The following is a 17,054-nucleotide window of genomic DNA, read 5'->3' as shown; positions in this document are numbered from 1 at the left end:
GGAGCATGAGCTGGCAGGAGCTGCTGTGCCCGGAGCGGATCCGTTCCTATCAGAAGCGAGGAGGCGGCGATCTGCGCTCGGAATATGAAAAGGATTACCATCGCATCATCGGCAGCGCGTCTTTCCGGCGCTTGCAGGACAAGACGCAGGTGTTTCCGCTCGATCAGAGTGATTTCATCCGGACGCGCCTCACTCATTCTCTGGAGGTGTCCTCGTTTGCGCGCTCCCTCGGACAGAGCGTCGGGCGGAGTATTGTGAGAGAGGGGCGGGACGCGTCGTTCACACCGGAAAACCAGATGGATATCTGTGACATCCTCCAGTGTGCAGGGCTCCTGCACGATATCGGGAATCCTCCGTTCGGACACTTCGGTGAGACGAGCATCCGGAGCTGGTTCCGCGATCACCTGCCGGTGATCCACTATCGCCGGAGCGGGGTGGAGTACGAGGCGGGAGGACGGATGCTGCCGTGCTGCGGAGGAAACGCCGACGACGGCGGTGCGGTGGGAGAGATCGGCACGCCGCTGTCTGAGATTCTGACGCCGCAGATGCAGGGAGATTTCACGAATTTCGAGGGCAACACGCAGGCTCTTCGCGTCGTCACAAAGCTCCATTATCTTGTGGATGAGCATGGGATGAACCTCACCAAGGCGCTTCTCGCTACGATCATCAAATATCCGGTGAGCTCCGTGGAGATTGACCGGAACGGGCCGATCTGCGCGCATAAAATGGGGTACTACTATGCGGACCGCAAGGTGTTTGATGAAATCGAGGCGTCCTGCGGACTCGGCGGCGCGCGGCACCCGCTCTGCTATCTTCTGGAGGCGGGGGATGATATCGCTTATCTGACGGCGGACATAGAGGACGCATTCAAAAAAGGAATCATTTCCTATGAGCGTCTTGTCATGGAGCTGGAGCGCTATGCCGGCGCGGAGGATGCGGAAGATCTGCCGCCGGACAGACAGTCGGTTTACCGTCAGCTGATCGGCAGGCTTAAGGACAAGTATTGTCAGGCTATGCAGCGGCAGATGGATGCGCCGGAAGATTACGCGGTGCAGAACTGGATTGTCTCGGTGCAGGGAAAGCTGCTGCAGGAGGCGGGCGGCAGCTTTATGGAGCATTATGACGCGATCATGCGGGGAAATTTTGACCGCGAGCTCATCGGGGGTACGGGAGGAGAGCATATCGCAGACGCGCTGCGCAGTATTGCGACCGAGTTCGTTTTCCGGAGCCGTCCGATCGTGACCATCGAAATCTCGGCGGCGAGAATACTCTCCTTTTTGCTCGATCATTTTGTCCGCGCGGTGCTGTACTACGATACGGACCGCAGGCTTACGCCGATCGACGAGCGGCTGGTGAGCCTCATCTCGGGAAACTACAAGACGATCTACCACAAGTATTCCGAGGGGCGGAGTGAGGATGAAAAGCTCTACCTCCGGCTTCTTCTGGTCACGGATTTTGTCTGCGGCATGACGGACAGCTTCGCGCAGGATCTCTACTGGAAGCTGAACGGCAGGATATGAGGCGGCGGGAGCATGGGAGCCGCAAACCGCGCCGACGGGATTTGCAGACTGTGTTGGCAGGATTTTGATATCAGAGCGACGGACGGGCAGGAGCTGCGGGCCAGCACAGCGGCCGGCCGCCGTACATAGAGATATATAGCACCGAATAAGATTGGAAGCAGGACAGGGGATTCACAGATGGCGGTAAATCCATTAAAATAAACCGTCACGGTTTTATCCGATGTCAGTCTGAACCACATCGGCGCAGCGACGGGCTGCCTGTTTGCAGTAAGAGGAAAGCGATGGAGAGAGAACTGGTTGTTGTACTTGATTTCGGCGGGCAGTATAAGCAGCTGATTGCGCGCCGCGTCCGGGAATGTAATGTCTACTGCGAGATTCATCCGTATACGATTTCTCCGGAGAAGCTGAGGAGTATGTCGCCCCGCGGCATCATTCTGACCGGCGGACCGGGGAGCGTATATGAGGAGAACGCACCGCTCTGCGAGCGGGCGCTATTTGAGCTGGACATTCCTGTCCTCGGCATCTGCTACGGCTCGCAGCTGATGGCGCATCTGCTCGGCGGCGCGGTCAGAACCGCTCCGGTCAGCGAGTACGGGCGCACGGAGCTGTGCATTGATGCTCCGGATTCCGCAATCTTTTCAGAGGTCAGAAGGAGAACGACCTGCTGGATGAGCCATACGGATTATATTGCGGAGCCGCCTGCCGGTTTTGCCGTCACGGCGCACACGCGTCACTGCCCGGTGGCTGCCATGGAGAACGCGGCGCGCGGCCTGTATGCGGTGCAGTTTCATCCGGAGGTTCTGCACACCGCTGAGGGCACAAAGATGCTCCGCAGCTTTGTACGGGAGGTCTGCGGCTGCTCCGGCGACTGGAAGATGTCCTCCTTTATCGGGGAAACGGTGCGGAAGCTCCGGGCGCAGATCGGCGGCGGAAAGGTGCTGCTGGGCCTTTCCGGCGGCGTGGATTCCTCGGTCGCCGCAGCGCTCCTTGCCAAGGCGGTCGGCCGGCAGCTGACCTGCGTCTTTGTGGATCACGGCCTGCTTCGGAAAAATGAGGGCGACGAGGTAGAAGCGGTATTCGGATCCGGCGGGAACTTTGAACTGAACTTTATCCGCGTCAACGCGCAGCAGCGTTTTTATGAAAAGCTGGCCGGCGTCACGGATCCGGAGCAGAAGCGAAAAATTATCGGCGCGGAGTTCATCGCTGTGTTTGAGGAGGAGGCCAGAAAGATCGGCGCGGTGGACTTCCTCGCGCAGGGAACGATTTATCCGGATGTCGTGGAGAGCGGAACCGGAAGCGGTGGCGCGGTGATCAAGTCGCACCATAATGTCGGGGGACTGCCGGAGACGGTGGACTTCAAAGGAATTGTGGAGCCGCTTCGCGAGCTCTTTAAGGACGAGGTGAGGGAGGCCGGACTGGGGCTGGGGCTTCCCGGACCGCTTGTGTTCCGCCAGCCGTTCCCCGGTCCGGGGCTGGGAGTGCGGATTGTCGGCGAGGTCACGCCGGAAAAGGTGCGCATCGTGCAGGATGCGGACGCGATCTTCCGGGAGGAGCTGGAGCGGGGCGGCATTGACACGGGCAAGGGTCAGTTTTTCGCGGCGTTGACCAACATGCGCTCCGTCGGCGTGATGGGGGATGGAAGAACGTATGATTATGCCGTAGCGCTCCGCGGAGTGCTGACCTCGGATTTCATGACCGCGGAGGCGGCGGATGTCCCGTGGAGCGTGTTGCAGACCTGTATGAACCGGATCATCAACGAGGTCCGGGGCGTGAACCGGGTGCTGTATGACCTTACGAGCAAGCCCCCGGGGACGATTGAGCTGGAATAATAGCCGACCCTTCGGGAAGCCTTATTTCATGCGGGAGTTAGGTGAAAAAACCTAATTCGTGGCAACAGATTGGCAACAAAAGGCCAGAAGTCTACAAACTGAATTACTCTAAAAATAACAGAGCTATCTGATTCGAGATGAATGCAGGTAGCTCTGTTTTCTTTATATTCATTTCTTTCTGTTTGTCTTTGGCGGATAGTTGAGCTTCCACTCGGTATACGCCACCGGATCATCGTCCGTCTGATCACGCTTCCAGACATCGTACCATTCGAGGAACATGTCAAAAAGGTTGAGGTAACTGGGATGATGCTTATCCATGCGAAGAACCAGCTCTCCATCGATCTGATCGATTTATGATCGCAGAGTCGATGAGATCGGAAGGCCGCTTACTATTTTGGAGCAGCTGCACATCTATGCGCAGTCAAAGCACCTGAATACGGTGACCATGAGCGAACTGTATGACCGGGTATTTCAGAACAGACCGCCGGTGATTGAGGGCCTGCTCTATCCCGGTACTTACCTGTTCGTCGGTGCTCCAAAGCTGGGCAAGAGTTTCCTGATGATGGAGCTTGCCTACCATGTCGCAACGGGCAACACCTTATGGGGATTCCCGGTGAGGAAAGGGACGGTTCTTTACCTTGCACTGGAGGATGATCAGCGAAGGCTATAGGAATGCTTGTACCGGATGTTCGGGACAGACTGCACGGAGAATCTTCACCTTGCCACAAAGGCAGAATCCCTGAAAGGGAACCTGATGGATCAACTCAAAAACTTCTATAAAGCGCACCCGGACACCGCGCTGATCATCATCGATACGCTTCAGAAGATATGCGAGCTTGGCGACGAAAAATGCAGCTATGCGAATGACTATGAGGTGATCACAACGCTGAAACAGTTTACCGACGTGACTGGCGTCTGCCTGCTCCTGGTGCATCACACACGGAAGCAGCAGGCGGATGATAAGTTTGAAATGATTTCCGGAACGAACGGCCTGATGGGAGCTGCGGACGGGGCGTTCCTTCTCCACAAGGAGAAGCGTGTCAGCAGCGCGGCGATCCTGAATATTTCCGGAAGGGATCAAGCGGATCAGACGCTGTACCTGAACCGAAATGAAGAGACGCTCATCTGGGATCTGGACAAGGCAGAGATGGAGACATTCAAGCCGAAGCCCGATCCGGTGATAGAAGCAGTTGCAGGGATGATCAAAAAAGATCATCCTTGCTGGTGCGGCACAGCAACAGAGTTAGTGGAGGCGCTTGGACTGGATCTTACGCCGCACATCCATGAGCGCCATGTCTTCGATTGTGAGAATGAATATGGCGAAATTGCCCCGCAGCAGGAAAAGACGCTGGAGGCACTCGGCATTCCACTGCCGCATCCGGATCAGGAAAACAGCAAGACCAACAACCGCAAGGTGATGTTTGATTCCATCTGCAGGACGATGCTGATCGAAATCGCAAAATCACACGGATTGGAGATGCAGGAGGAACCGCAGTACGGCGGACGGGAGTATCTGGAAAAACAGGATTATATCCTGATGCGGCAGAAAGAGAGGCTGGCTGAACAGGAACAAAAGCTCTCAGAGGTCAAAAAAGAGTTTAATCAAAAGGCCTATGATGTTTTCACTGCCAATATCGAACTGAGGAATAAGACGGTCGAAATCGCAAGTGCGAATTCTGCGCTCAAACAGAAAAGCCAGCAGCTGGAAGAACTGACAATGAAGGTGGATGATCTGGAAGACCTGATCGCCGATGTGTCCGAAGTCGCTTATGATAAAGCTGTCAGTCAGGTGACAAGGACGGTCAGAGAAGAAACGACAGAAGCGAATATCGCAGAAATCGAATTTCTGAAAGAATGGGTTACCTCTCCGCAAAGCAAGGGGCAGGAAAAACATCGGAGTATTGTGCTGCAGGCACTGGATGCTTCTATCCGTCGTATAAGAAATGCTGTAGGTCTTGTCACAAAGAAAGTGATCTCGGCTCTTCATGATCCGATAAAGCGGGAACAGAATCTGAAAGAGATCCGGACAGAAACACGGGAGTCTGTGCTTGGTCGTCTCAAACAGAAACAGGCCGAAGCAGATCAGATCAATGCAGGAAGAAGGCCGGTTCACAGGTCAGAATTATCTATCTGATCCCATCATAAAAATGAGGATCGGGTTTGATACTCGATCCTCAAATGTTTTTAGAAATTATTGTTGTTCTGCAAGTGTTTTATAATCATTTCCGAAGTTTTCCATCGCCGTTAGTATCGGCCGCATCTGTTCGCCGAGGTCAGAGAGCGCATACTCGACACGAGGCGGGACTTCCGGAAAGACCGTTCTTGTGATGATTCCATCTGCTTCCAGTGAACGCAGACTATCCGTCAGCACTTTCTGGCTGATGCCTTCGAGGTCTTTTTGAAGTTCATTGAACCTCCAGGGGCGGGCCAGCAGATTACGAAGTATCAGCAGCTTCCACTTACTCCCGATTAAACTGACCGTTGTCGCGACAGGACAATCGGGAAGATCTTCTTTTTTCTTCATTTCATTCACCTCCCGTTGGAAATAGAGTGCAACATTCAAATTTGAATGTTGCATTCATATTATAGCGTTGCAAGCGCCTTTTGTCAATAGAGACAGAACTGTTCGAAAAAAAATTTACATTTCACCGATTGTGCGGTATCCCCGTATCCATCCAATAGTTATAAAAAGGTAACTTGGGTTATAAAAAAGTGCGTACTTGCGGGGCTTTCATGGGTAAATATAATGATAATCACAGGGCGGCAGTAGTGCCGACTGAAACGATTCTCATGAAGGAGGTACAAGGAAATGGCATTATCAAATATCGCCGGATGGAACGAGAACACAGCAGGAAGTGCTTGTGGTGCATCTGACAAGCCGGCTGCTTGCGGGGCTTCCGAGAAGCCTGCAGCTTGTGGCTCGGCATGTGGTGCTGGTGACAAGCCGGAAGAGAAGCCCGCAGCCTGCGGCTCTGCCTGTGGTGCCGGTGACAAGCCGGAAGAAAAACCGGCAGCTTGCGGAAGTGCATGCGGAGCAGGTGACAAATAAGAACAAAGGCGGTTATTCGCTTTATCTTGTTTGGCCAAACAATGATTCTCCGGTCATCAATGGCCGGGGGATTGTTTTTGAAGATTATCAGCTAAAAGCTGTTCAATATAAGAAGTATAGGAGTGACGGATCATGAAACCATATTTTTCATTTCAATGGCATATAACGGATGAGTGTGATCAGAGGTGTAAGCATTGCTACATCTTCTCTGCCGGAGACCATACCTGCCTTAAGTCCATGACATGGGAGCAGATGGAGTCTACATTCTATAATTGCCTTGATTTCTGTGAAATGTATGGCCGCACTCCGTATTTTTATATCACTGGAGGCGATCCGATCCTTCATCCGGATTTCTGGAGACTGCTGGAACGGATGCACGAGCATGACATAAAGTTTACGATCCTGGGAAATCCATTCCATCTGAATGATCAGGTCTGCCGGGAGCTTAAATGGTTCGGCTGTGAAAAATACCAGCTTTCCATTGACGGGCTCCGTGAAACCCATGACTGGTTCAGGAAGCCCGGATCATTCGATTGCACATTGGAGAAGATTGCCTGCATCAATAAAGCCGGTATACGGAGCGTCATTATGACCACGGTATCCAAGACGAATCGAATGGAGGTTCCGGGGATCATAGATGCGGTAGTGGGAGCAGGGGCAAATGTATTCGCATTTTCAAGGTATGTACCGAGCGGCGGTGATCTGGATGCGTCCATGACGGCGCAGGAATATAGGGAACTTCTCGCTATCTGTGATAAGAAGTTTAAGGAATACGTAAAGGAAGGCTGCGAAACCTATTTCAATAAAAAAGACCATCTCTGGACACTGTATGAGTATGAGGCCGGAGAATTTAAGATTCCCGATCATGCGGAAAAAGGTATGATATACGGCGGCTGCAACTGCGGTAATTGCCATATCACGATTCTTCCTACAGGAGATATTTTTGCCTGCCGCAGGGTGGCGGAGAGCAAGATCGGCAATATATTTGAAGACAGACTTGCGGATGTCTGGGTGACTGGCATGGAGAGTTATCGGGATTACGAAAAGTTCAGCAAGTGTTCCAGATGTAAGCTGCTTGCATGGTGTCGGGGGTGTCCTGCGGTATCAAGAGGAACTTATGGTGATTTCTATGCGAATGATCCGCAGTGTTGGGCGGATGAGAATGGGGAACTGTTTGCAAAGGAGGGCGAGTGATGGATGCTTTAACCTGCATTCAGAAATTGGGATATGTAGGAGTTTTGAACTTTGCTACAGTTGATGAAGACGGCGCACCACAGGTCAGGAATATCAGTGCCATTCACTACGAAGGAACAGATATTTATTTTCTGACGGCAAGAGGTAAATCCTTTGCCAGACAGCTTTATGCTGACGGCAGGGTGCAGATTTCGGGTTATACGAGATACAAGGAAACAATCCGTGTATCAGGAAAAGCGGTGGAAGTGCCGAAGGATGAACAAATCAAGTGGCGGGATATTCTGTATCAGGAACAGCCCTACCTTGAGAATGTTTATCCGGGTGAAAGCAAGAATATCGATACGATGTTCGTGATCAAGGATTACACGATGGAGTATTTCTGTCTTTCCACCAGACCTATCACGCGGGAGTATTTCACAGTTGGGAACGCAGTGTTGAAGCCGAAGGGCTATGTGATATCTGAAGATTGTATCGGCTGCGGAACATGCCAGACGGTCTGTCCTCAATCCGTGATAACAGAGGGAAGCCCGTTCGTAATTGACCAGAATCACTGTCTACAATGCGGAAATTGTTTTGAGAGATGCCCGGTGCAGGCGCTACAAAGACTCTAAAGCGGAGGATAAATGACATGGAAAAGACAATGAAGGCTGTCGTTCTGAACGGCGTTACAAATGCAGAAGAAGTTACATTGACGAAATTCCCCGTTCCCCAGGTAAAGCCGGGGTGGGTGCTGGTAAAGGTCAGGGCATTCGGGATGAACCATTCCGAGCAGATTCTAAGGCTGAACGAGATCAATGCGGATTACATTCAGAAACCGGTCATTCCGGGGATTGAATGTGTCGGTGAGATTGCAGATGCCTCCGACGGCGGTCTTACAATCGGTCAGAAGGTCATCGCTATGATGGGCGGTATGGGACGTTCCTTTAACGGAAGTTATGCGGAGTATGCGATGCTGCCACTGCACCATGTTTTTGCTATCGAAAGCGACCTGCCGTGGGAAGCACTCGGAGCAGTGCCGGAAACTTATTTTACAGCATGGGGCTCCCTGTTTGAATGCTTGCAACTAAAGCCGGATGACACGCTGCTCATAAGAGGAGCGACCTGTGCGCTTGGATATGCCGCAATTCAGATCGCAAAGGCTCTCGGTTGTCATGCGATCGCCACAACGCACAAAGAAAACAAGTTCAGTTTGATAGCGGATGCGGATGAACAGGTTTTCGATGATGGAAAGCTCACAGGGAAAGTAAAGGGTGTGACGAAGGCGCTTGACCTGGTTGGCCCTCGCAACCTGAAAGATACTATGACGGCGGTCGAAAAGGGTGCGCTTGTCTGCAATACGGGTATTCTCGGAGGCGTTTATGTTTTAAATGGATTCGATCCCATCAAGGATATCCCGAACGGTGTGTATCTGACTGGATTCTTCTCCAATTACCCGTCAGGACAGGTGGTGGACGATATGTTCCGATTCTTTAACGAGAAGAAGCTGGTGCCGGTATACGGAGAAATATTCGACTTTGATCATATCAAGGATGCGGTAATAGCGCAGGGCACCGGCAAAGTGAACGGAAAAATCGTTGTGAAGATGTGAGGCGTAAAACTATGGGCATGGAAGAAAGAACCCATTTCAGGGTTGATCAGAATAAACGCATCGGCTGCGGAAACTGTGTCAATGTCTGTACAGGGATGGTTCTTTCCATGCGGGACGGACATCCGGAGATGAAGCCGTTTGAACGGTTCGGCTGGCGCGGCTGCTGGAGATGCGACCGCTGCATCGCAGTATGAATACACTGTGATTGATGATAAGTCGAGAGTCCGGGAAATCTCGAATGAGGCCTATCCCGTGATGGATGCGGATGCGAAAAAGCATATCTATACCCACAGCTTCAGTGATTTCTTCTATTCCAAGATGAAGCAGTCAGAAAAAACTGTGCGTAAGGGAGACCTACTGTTCTGCTCGGCACCGCACCTGTTTATCGCACATGAGAAGTGTGTCGGCAAATGGGCGGAGGACTCCAAGGCGAACTGTATTGTCGCTACGGCATATTTTGAACTTTTGTGCAACGCTTACGGACTTGGCACGACGATCATGAGTTATCCTTCGGAGGTACTGAATGAACTTGCACCGGAAGCAAGGGCGATATTGAATATTCCAAAAGACCATTACACAGGATTGATCGTTGGTTTTGGCTATCCTGAGATCGAATATGCCAGAGGCGTTCAGAAAGACCGCAGGAAGAAGATCCATCGGTGGTCATATGATGATGGAAGCGACAAGTCTGGGGCTTGGAACAGCATGGATCAGCTATTTTGATGAAGACAAGGCAAGGGAACTTCTGAAGATTCCTGAGAACTGGCAGCCGGTCTGTATGCTTTACATAGGGTATCCAGCTGATGATTATAAACCAAATGAGAATCTGTCCACGAAGAGAAAACCTCTGGAAGAGACCTGCTTTTGGAATGAGATACCGAAAGAATAAAACATGACCTATAGGAAAGGAGGCGGTGCGATATGATCATCAATACGGGGCAAAGAACCGACATCCCCGCCTTCTACGCCGAATGGTTCGCAAACAGGCTGAAGGAAGGATTTGTCTGCGTTCGCAATCCCTATAATCCGAATCAGGTCAGCCGTTACCGCCTTGATCCTTCTGTTGTTGACGGCATCGGATTCTGCACGAAAAGCCCTGCTCCGATGTTCTCGTATATGGATCTTCTGGTGGATTACGGACAATACTGGTTCGTCACCATCACACCTTACGGGCGGGATATTGAACCGAACGTGCCGGATAAGCACCAGCTGATAAAGGATTTTAAACGTCTGTCCGGTATAGTTGGCATAAACTCCATCGGCTGGCGTTACGATCCGATCTTTATCTCAAAAAGATATACGGAAGAATATCATCTTCACGCCTTTGAACAGATCGCCTCCGCACTTGATGGCTGCACGAAAACCGCTGTGATAAGCTTTCTGGATCTGTATCCGAAGGTCAGACACAACTTCCCGGAGGCAAGAGAAATTACAAGGGAACAGCGGCTGAGGCTGGGAAAGGAAATGATACGAATCGCATTTTCACATGGAATGACTTTGAAACCATGCGCGGAGGGTGATGAGCTCGCGGCATACGGAGCGGAATGCGGCGGCTGTATGCTTTTAAGCGATTATGAAAAGGCAATCGGAAAGAGGCTCACCGCGCCAAAAAGAAAAGGCGTGAGGGCGGAATGCGCCTGTTATCTTGTCTGCGACATTGGGGCATACAATACCTGCAGGCACTTGTGCCGATATTGCTATGCGAACGCTGAGCCGGAAATCGTCATGGCGCAGAGCAACCGACACAATCCCAAGTCGCCTTTTCTTATCGGAAACTACAGGGAGAACGACAAAGTACATGATGTGCCGCAGAAATCGTGGATAGAAGAACAGGTACAACTTTCACTGGAAGGGATCGTGTGATCTTATGAGCATTGCAAACAATATGACACAGGAACAGCGGCTTGATTATCTGGTGGAAGAATTCAAAGCCGATTACGATGAATATAAAGACTTGCAGACACCGGACGACACAGACGGAAAAAGGCGTATTCTTCGTTCGCTGATGAATATCCGTATGCCAAAAGCCATGTCGGAGGATGTATTGGAAGTTCAGGACGAGTATCTGAAAGAGCGTATTGAAAATAACGGTATCGTGGAGCTTCCTGATATTCCTGTGATCCGTGACGGAATGTCCATCTGGCAGGGTGACATCACAAGGCTTGCTGTGGATGCCATCGTAAATGCCGCCAATTCGCAGATGCTCGGCTGTTTCGTGCCGATGCATACATGCATCGATAACTGCATTCATACATTTGCCGGAGTCCAGTTAAGACAGGAATGCAATCGGCAGATGAATCAGCTGCGTATCAAGTATGGCAGGGACTATGAGCAGCCGACAGCGGTTCCGATGCTGACGGATGCCTACAATCTTCCGGCAAAGAAGGTCATTCACATCGTGGGACCGATTGTTTATGACAGACTGACCCCCGCATTGGAAAAAGACCTTGCCGATTGCTATCGGAACACGCTGGATATGTGTCTGGAAAATGATCTGAAAAGCGTGGCGTTCTGCTGCATATCTACGGGTGTATTTCGTTTCCCGAACAGGCGGGCTGCTGAGATTGCGGTCAGTACCGTGCAGAAATGGCTGACGGAACATCCCACATCTATGGAAAGGGTAATCTTCAATGTTTTTAAAAATGAGGATAAAGAACACTATGAAAGACTTGTATAAAGAGATGCCAAATGGATATTTGGAAACCATACAAAAGGGGATGAGCGCAGTGAGAACCTTCAGCAGACATATGTCCTACGGAAAAGGGACAAGGGAAGAACAGATTGCCAGGCTTAAGGAAGAAATCCGGACGGCCGATGCCATCGTGCTTGGTGCGGGAGCTGGATTATCAACTTCAGCGGGATTCGTATACACAGGAGAACGGCTGCAGAAGTGGTTTGGAGACTTCGTAGAAAAATACCACATCCCCGATATGTACTCCGGCGGATTCATGGTGATGCAGCTTGCACCGGAAATCAGCTGGGCATATTGGGCGAGGTACATTTATATCAATCGGTATATGAATCCGCCGAAGCGTGTTTATGATAAATTGCTTCAGCTTGTCAAGGACAAAGATTATTTCCTGATTAGTACTGACGTTGACCATGTTCCGCAGAAGGTTGGTTTTGATAAGAAGAGGTTTTTTTATACGCAGGGGGACTATGGCCTGTTTCAGACCGTGGACGGCAGAAATGGAAAAACCTACGATAATGAAGAGTGGGTAATGAAGGCAATGGAAGCACAGGGGTTTGTAAAGGACGAGAATGATATGTTTCAAGTTCCAGAGGACGGAAAGCTCCTAATGGAGATCCCGACAGACCTGATTCCGAAATGCCCGGATGACGGTTCGGATGTGACGATGAACCTGAGAGCAGACGACACCTTCGTGGAGGATGAGGGCTGGCACAGAGCTTCGGCAGCGTATTCCGACTTCATTCGCAGGCACGAAAACCTTCATGTGCTTTATCTGGAGCTGGGTGTGGGATCGAACACGCCTGTCATCATAAAGTATCCGTTCTGGGAGATGACCCTGGCAAACAAGCAGGCTGTCTATGGCTGCATCAATTACGGCGAGGCTTACTGTCCAGGAGAGATCGAGGACAGGAGTATCTGCATAAATGGTGATATTGGTGAGGTGCTTGACGCATTGAAAGCATAGAGCGTTATGAGGTACAAGGTATTTGTATTACCTATTAGGGAAATGGTTGAAATAAATTGACAGGATACCATATGCGATCCATACTATACGAAAAGCGTGGCAACGTTTTGGCAACAGAAAATCAGATAGCCCATGTTTGAAGGCTAATTCAGAGACTCTGTAGACCACAGCACATGGACTTAGACCTGACAGGCTAAGAATAAGCCTGCAAGGATCGAATTCGAATAACCATTTCCTTGATTGACAGTAAGGGGGGCGTGCGGCGCTCCCGTTATATGTCTTTATCTCTTGACAAAGGTCATTACATATCAGTTATCAGTCTTCCGATATCACGTTGGGAACATTTTTTGAATCATTTTTATCAATTACAATTGGAGAGAAAAAGATGCAATTGAAAATACAGATTTGTAAATCAAATATCTACGTCATTATTTACGTCAAAACCATGGATACTGTTCAAGGCTTGGCATATAATTTGCTATATTAGAATGTGTATCGTGTAAACACGAGAGGTAGTAAATATGGGCTTTTTATCGATAACTCAGACAGCGGAAAAATGTGGTATATGCGTGAGAAGAATTTTCTTTCTATGTGGTTAGGGAATACTTCTATGTAAAAAATTTGCATCCGGATTTGATAATATAGTTTAACAATTAAATGCTTTTTAGAACGAGTACTTGTGGGAAGAAGCAACCATAAGTGAATATAAGATAAAGGAGGTAAACCAGTGCCTGATACATATATCCCGCCATTTACAATGACAGACGAGATTACGAATCTTGTAATAGAAATAGCAGAGCTTACCGGTGCAATGACAGTATCGGAACAGTTGTCTAAAAACCCTAAGCTAAAGCGCGGCAACCGTATTAAGTCTATTCACTCTTCTTTGGCTATTGAGCAGAATAGGTTGACTGTTGAGCAGGTAAGTGACGTAATTGATGGCAAGCGTGTTCTGGGATCGCCCCAGGATATCAGAGAAGCTAAGAATGCCTATGAAGCCTATGAAGCCATGACCAGATTAAATCCTTATTCAGTAAAGGATTTACTGAAGGCGCATAAGATTATGATGGAAGGACTTGTGAAAGAAGCCGGTATATTTAGAAGTAAAGGTGTAGGCGTATATGCCGGCAATCAACTCATTCATGCAGGGACTCCGGCAAACTATGTTCCTGATTTAGTTGGTCAGTTATTCGATTGGCTTAAAAAATCAAAATTACATCCACTTGTTAAGGGGTGTATATTTCATTATGAATTTGAATTCATACATCCATTTGCGGATGGGAATGGACGAACCGGTAGGTTATGGCATACTTTGATTTTGGCTAAGTGGCAGGAGTTCTTTTTATGGATTCCGATTGAAACAATAATTCATGAGAGGCAGGAGGACTATTATAAGGCCCTGAATGCCTCAAATGCGGAGGGTGAATCTACGATATTTGTTCAGTTTATGTTGGAACTAATAAGGGAACTTTTAAAGGAACTTTCTTATAATGGCACAATGAACAAGGAAAAGAAATTGGATGAGAAATTGCTTGATTTACTGAAAGAAGATGGTAATCAATCAGCAGCAGGACTTGCTGAAATGGTAGGAACATCTCAGAGAACAGTACAAAGAGCATTGAAGCGCCTTATGGATGACGGTAAGATTGAACATGTTGGGTCTAACCGATTTGGTCATTATGTCATAAAATAATACTTGATGAATGTCGTAATAAATAACACAATGAATGTCGTAATAAGATTTTGGCTGCAAAAACTTTAAAACTTTAATAATAAGTTACGTAGAATGAGCGGAATCCACCACCATATATAGACTCTAAGTGCTTGCATATATGAAAGACGGCCTTGTTCTTTCCAAAAAAGAGGGTGGCAAATGGGCACTTAACAACCCTCCTGAAATGTATCATAGCCTGATAAAGGCTGCTTTGAGTGAATATGCTGAGGGTGCAGATATATCGTATGATACGAATCTTACGAAAGATTATGCCGGATATATGGTGGGACAGATTGCAAATATAAAGGAAAAGAAAATATCAACTTGATAACACTACCGTGATAACATTAGCTGATGTAGTCCATGTGCTATGGGCAGCTGAAGTACCGACATAGATATATTTCCTTGCGCTGGCGAGGGTGATCCTTAGATCAGTTAGATATAGGATCAGAAACATGTATTTCCCCGCATCGGCGGGGTTTTTTATTGCTTTCATTATCGTTTGTGATGTGCGGAATTTGAAACTTTGCAATATAACTTATCTATTTAAAAAATGAATTGACAAGACAAAAATCTACTGATAATATGCAATCGTAAAGCACCGATGACAATGAGCGCCAGCGATAATATTCAGTCATAAAAACGCAGGAAACATATAGAGCGCAGTCAGACTTGACAAGGGAGGAGGTATTTGATGGGAAGAGTTCATCCGGCATTTTGGGCAAAGAAAGAAGAAAAAGATGGCCAGATATTCGGATCGTTTTTTAAGGAGTATGGATGAGGGGAATCACAGTGATGATATTGCCTCCATTATCGGGGGACATCATGGCAGACCGGCGGATGAAAATAACTGCGAGACACAGCTGGGTTCTTACGCGATCAATTTATTTCAATCACAGGATCCGGAGTCGCCGATCGCATTGAAGTGGCTGTCAGCGCAGAATGCCATCGTTGACTGGGCTCTTGAGGTGTGCGGTTTTGAAGACCCGGCGGAGATTCCTGTACGGTCACAGGCTGCACAGGTACAGCTTTTCGGACTGCTGACAATGGCTGACTGGAGTCTGGAATGCGAGTCCGATCGGAAACATCACGGAAAAATTCAAAGACCGTTTTCTGCCCTTTGTGCCGAAGGAAGTGCAGAGAAAGCTGATAGAGGCGATATCCTCCTGCAAAGAGCCGGGGCTCATTATTTTGGAGGCGCCGATGGGCTGCGGGAAAACGGAGGCGGCTTTGCTGGCGGCGGAACAACTCGCGTATCAGACAAAAAGAAGCGGGGTGTTTTTGGGTCTTCCCACGCAGGCGACGTCCAACGGAATTTTTCCGAGAATTAAAGACTGGCTGCAAAGGGTACATGAGGAAACCCATGAGAAAATGGAGCTTCGGCTGCTACATGGAAAGGCTTACCTGAATGAAGAGTATGTGAATCTGACGAGGGTGAAAAGAAGCGATGCGGATGAAAGCGGTGAGGATTCCGCCTTTGCTGTCAACGAGTGGTTCTCGGGTAAAAAGACGGCGATTATGGACGACTTCGTTGTAGGAACCGTCGATCAGTTTTTATTGACGGCCTTGAAACAAAAACATCTGGCACTGCGCCATCTTGCCTTTGCCAAAAAGGTGGTCATTATTGACGAGGTACACGCATACGATGCTTATATGAGCCAATATTTGCAGATGGCCATTCAGTGGATGGCCGCCTATGGGGTGCCGGTGCTCCTTTTATCCGCCACGTTGTCTGAATCCTCGAGACTGGAGCTGACGAAAAGTTATCTCAGAGGCCTATCCGTTGATCACATATACGGATGGATCGAGCGTTTCTCAGGAGAGGGGATTTGCAAAAAAACCGGAGAAGACAGTTCGGATCGAGAAATTGACGGATGAAGAATTGCTTCTGCTTGCGGAGAAAGTGCTTGGAGACGGGGCGAATCTCGGAATTGTTGTCAATACCGTAAAAAAAGCGCAGGAACTCGGCAGAAAGCTGACAGCTTTATCAGGCGAAGATAAGATTGAGGTTTTTCATTCCTCTTTTTTGGCAGCAGAACGAGTAAAGAAAGAGGAAAGATTACGGAAACTACTGGGAAAACAGAAGACGGATGAAGCCGGGCTCATGACAGACCAGCGTCCCAGAGGATATATCGTTATCGGGACGCAAGTGATTGAGCAGTCGCTGGATATCGATTTCGATGTTATGGTCAGTGAACTGGCGCCGATTGACCTGCTGCTTCAGAGAATAGGGCGCCTGCACCGCCATGAACAGTTAAGACCGAAAGGATATGAAAATCCCGTCTTATATTTGCTGGGAACAAGCAGCTCTCTCATGTTTGATGAGGGCTCTCAGGCTATTTACGGAGGGTATTTACTGACCAGAGCACAATATTTTATGGCGGAGGTCATCCATTTGCCGGGGGATATTCCGAAGCTGGTTCAGTCTGTTTAAGATGGACGCGAGATCTGTGAAGAACAGGGCTAATGAACTCAGTGAACTGCTGGCCGGTATCGGAAAATAA

General features: G+C 49.1%; 18 protein-coding genes and 3 pseudogenes. 18 read left to right on the top strand and 3 right to left on the bottom strand.

The window, feature by feature from the left end; translation table 11 throughout:
* The first annotated feature begins 5 nt into the window (after window positions 1-5).
* Both E0E20_RS00195 and guaA read left to right on the top strand, forming a co-directional pair.
* Window positions 6-1,520, top strand: coding sequence for a deoxyguanosinetriphosphate triphosphohydrolase (locus E0E20_RS00195; RefSeq protein ID WP_130836457.1), 1,515 nt, complete (start codon window positions 6-8; stop codon window positions 1,518-1,520).
* Window positions 1,521-1,801: 281 nt separating this feature from the next.
* Window positions 1,802-3,349: a glutamine-hydrolyzing GMP synthase gene (guaA, locus tag E0E20_RS00190; protein WP_130836069.1), complete on the top strand. Its 1,548-nt coding sequence runs from the start codon at window positions 1,802-1,804 to the stop codon at window positions 3,347-3,349.
* Window positions 3,350-3,517: 168 nt separating this feature from the next.
* Here guaA and E0E20_RS13800 read toward each other — a convergent pair whose 3' ends face one another.
* Window positions 3,518-3,667, bottom strand: a complete 150-nt coding sequence (locus E0E20_RS13800) for a hypothetical protein (RefSeq protein ID WP_165443908.1) — start codon at window positions 3,665-3,667, stop codon at window positions 3,518-3,520.
* 127 nt (window positions 3,668-3,794) lie between these two features.
* Between E0E20_RS13800 and E0E20_RS14710 the strand changes: the two are divergent.
* Both E0E20_RS14710 and E0E20_RS14705 read left to right on the top strand, forming a co-directional pair.
* A pseudogene (locus E0E20_RS14710) lies at window positions 3,795-4,289 on the top strand (AAA family ATPase); the annotation flags it as partial.
* A 312-nt stretch (window positions 4,290-4,601) separates the two neighbouring features.
* Window positions 4,602-4,937, top strand: a pseudogene (locus E0E20_RS14705) (serine/arginine repetitive matrix protein 2); the annotation flags it as partial.
* Between the two features lie 603 nt (window positions 4,938-5,540).
* Here E0E20_RS14705 and E0E20_RS00175 read toward each other — a convergent pair.
* Entirely contained in the window at window positions 5,541-5,873 is a 333-nt protein-coding gene (locus E0E20_RS00175) for a winged helix-turn-helix transcriptional regulator (protein WP_130836067.1), read from the bottom strand.
* A 158-nt stretch (window positions 5,874-6,031) separates the two neighbouring features.
* Window positions 6,032-6,436, bottom strand: a complete 405-nt coding sequence (locus tag E0E20_RS14700; RefSeq protein ID WP_330508607.1) for a hypothetical protein — start codon at window positions 6,434-6,436, stop codon at window positions 6,032-6,034.
* A gap of 94 nt (window positions 6,437-6,530) precedes the next feature.
* Between E0E20_RS14700 and acgM the strand changes: the two genes are divergently transcribed.
* The 14 genes and pseudogenes from acgM (at window position 6,531) to cas3 (ending at window position 16,984) form a co-directional block, all read left to right on the top strand.
* Window positions 6,531-7,592, top strand: a complete 1,062-nt coding sequence (gene acgM / locus E0E20_RS00165; RefSeq protein WP_130836065.1) for a radical SAM/SPASM domain protein, ACGX system — start codon at window positions 6,531-6,533, stop codon at window positions 7,590-7,592.
* The gene (locus E0E20_RS00160) at window positions 7,592-8,203 is read left to right on the top strand and encodes a 4Fe-4S binding protein (RefSeq protein WP_130836064.1); all 612 of its coding nucleotides are present in this window, start codon (window positions 7,592-7,594) and stop codon (window positions 8,201-8,203) included. Before acgM ends, E0E20_RS00160 begins: the two co-directional genes overlap by 1 nt.
* 17 nt (window positions 8,204-8,220) lie before the next feature.
* Window positions 8,221-9,180 (top strand): alcohol dehydrogenase catalytic domain-containing protein, encoded by a 960-nt coding sequence (locus tag E0E20_RS00155; protein ID WP_242622584.1) that lies wholly within the window; start codon window positions 8,221-8,223, stop codon window positions 9,178-9,180.
* An 11-nt stretch (window positions 9,181-9,191) separates the two neighbouring features.
* Complete coding sequence (locus E0E20_RS13990) at window positions 9,192-9,374, top strand: 4Fe-4S dicluster domain-containing protein (protein ID WP_207302806.1); 183 nt, start codon at window positions 9,192-9,194, stop codon at window positions 9,372-9,374.
* Entirely contained in the window at window positions 9,319-9,903 is a 585-nt protein-coding gene (locus E0E20_RS00150) for a nitroreductase family protein (RefSeq protein WP_207302805.1), read from the top strand. Before E0E20_RS13990 ends, E0E20_RS00150 begins: the two co-directional genes overlap by 56 nt.
* Window positions 9,797-10,069: a nitroreductase family protein gene (locus E0E20_RS14695; RefSeq protein WP_130836063.1), complete on the top strand. Its 273-nt coding sequence runs from the start codon at window positions 9,797-9,799 to the stop codon at window positions 10,067-10,069. The genes E0E20_RS00150 and E0E20_RS14695 overlap by 107 nt, the downstream gene beginning before the upstream one ends.
* Window positions 10,070-10,101: 32 nt before the next feature.
* The gene (locus E0E20_RS00140) at window positions 10,102-11,043 is read left to right on the top strand and encodes a DUF1848 domain-containing protein (RefSeq protein ID WP_130836062.1); all 942 of its coding nucleotides are present in this window, start codon (window positions 10,102-10,104) and stop codon (window positions 11,041-11,043) included.
* Window positions 11,044-11,065: 22 nt separating this feature from the next.
* On the top strand, window positions 11,066-11,857 hold the full coding sequence (locus E0E20_RS00135) for a protein-ADP-ribose hydrolase (RefSeq protein WP_207302816.1): 792 nt from the start codon (window positions 11,066-11,068) through the stop codon (window positions 11,855-11,857).
* Window positions 11,841-12,836, top strand: coding sequence for an SIR2 family NAD-dependent protein deacylase (locus tag E0E20_RS00130; protein ID WP_130836060.1), 996 nt, complete (start codon window positions 11,841-11,843; stop codon window positions 12,834-12,836). The genes E0E20_RS00135 and E0E20_RS00130 overlap by 17 nt, the downstream gene beginning before the upstream one ends.
* Window positions 12,837-13,563: 727 nt before the next feature.
* Window positions 13,564-14,529 carry a Fic family protein gene (locus E0E20_RS00125; protein ID WP_130836059.1) on the top strand — a complete coding sequence of 322 codons (966 nt, stop codon included), beginning with the start codon at window positions 13,564-13,566 and terminating at the stop codon, window positions 14,527-14,529.
* A 139-nt stretch (window positions 14,530-14,668) separates the two neighbouring features.
* The gene (locus tag E0E20_RS00120) at window positions 14,669-14,878 is read left to right on the top strand and encodes an aminoglycoside adenylyltransferase domain-containing protein (RefSeq protein ID WP_130836058.1); all 210 of its coding nucleotides are present in this window, start codon (window positions 14,669-14,671) and stop codon (window positions 14,876-14,878) included.
* A 412-nt stretch (window positions 14,879-15,290) separates the two neighbouring features.
* Window positions 15,291-15,596, top strand: a pseudogene (locus E0E20_RS14100) (HD domain-containing protein); the annotation flags it as partial.
* A gap of 76 nt (window positions 15,597-15,672) precedes the next feature.
* A complete protein-coding gene (locus tag E0E20_RS00115; RefSeq protein WP_330508606.1) occupies window positions 15,673-16,428 on the top strand; it encodes a DEAD/DEAH box helicase in 756 nt (251 codons plus the stop codon).
* Window positions 16,418-16,984: a CRISPR-associated helicase Cas3' gene (cas3, locus tag E0E20_RS00110; RefSeq protein ID WP_242622583.1), complete on the top strand. Its 567-nt coding sequence runs from the start codon at window positions 16,418-16,420 to the stop codon at window positions 16,982-16,984. Before E0E20_RS00115 ends, cas3 begins: the two co-directional genes overlap by 11 nt.
* Window positions 16,985-17,054: the final 70 nt, after the last annotated feature.

This window comes from Lachnoclostridium sp. Marseille-P6806, assembly GCF_900625025.1.
Taxonomy (GTDB): Bacteria; Bacillota; Clostridia; order Lachnospirales; family Lachnospiraceae; genus CAG-791.
The sequence above is the reverse complement of the archived record's forward strand: the minus strand, read 5'-3'. Positions and strand labels throughout refer to the sequence as shown.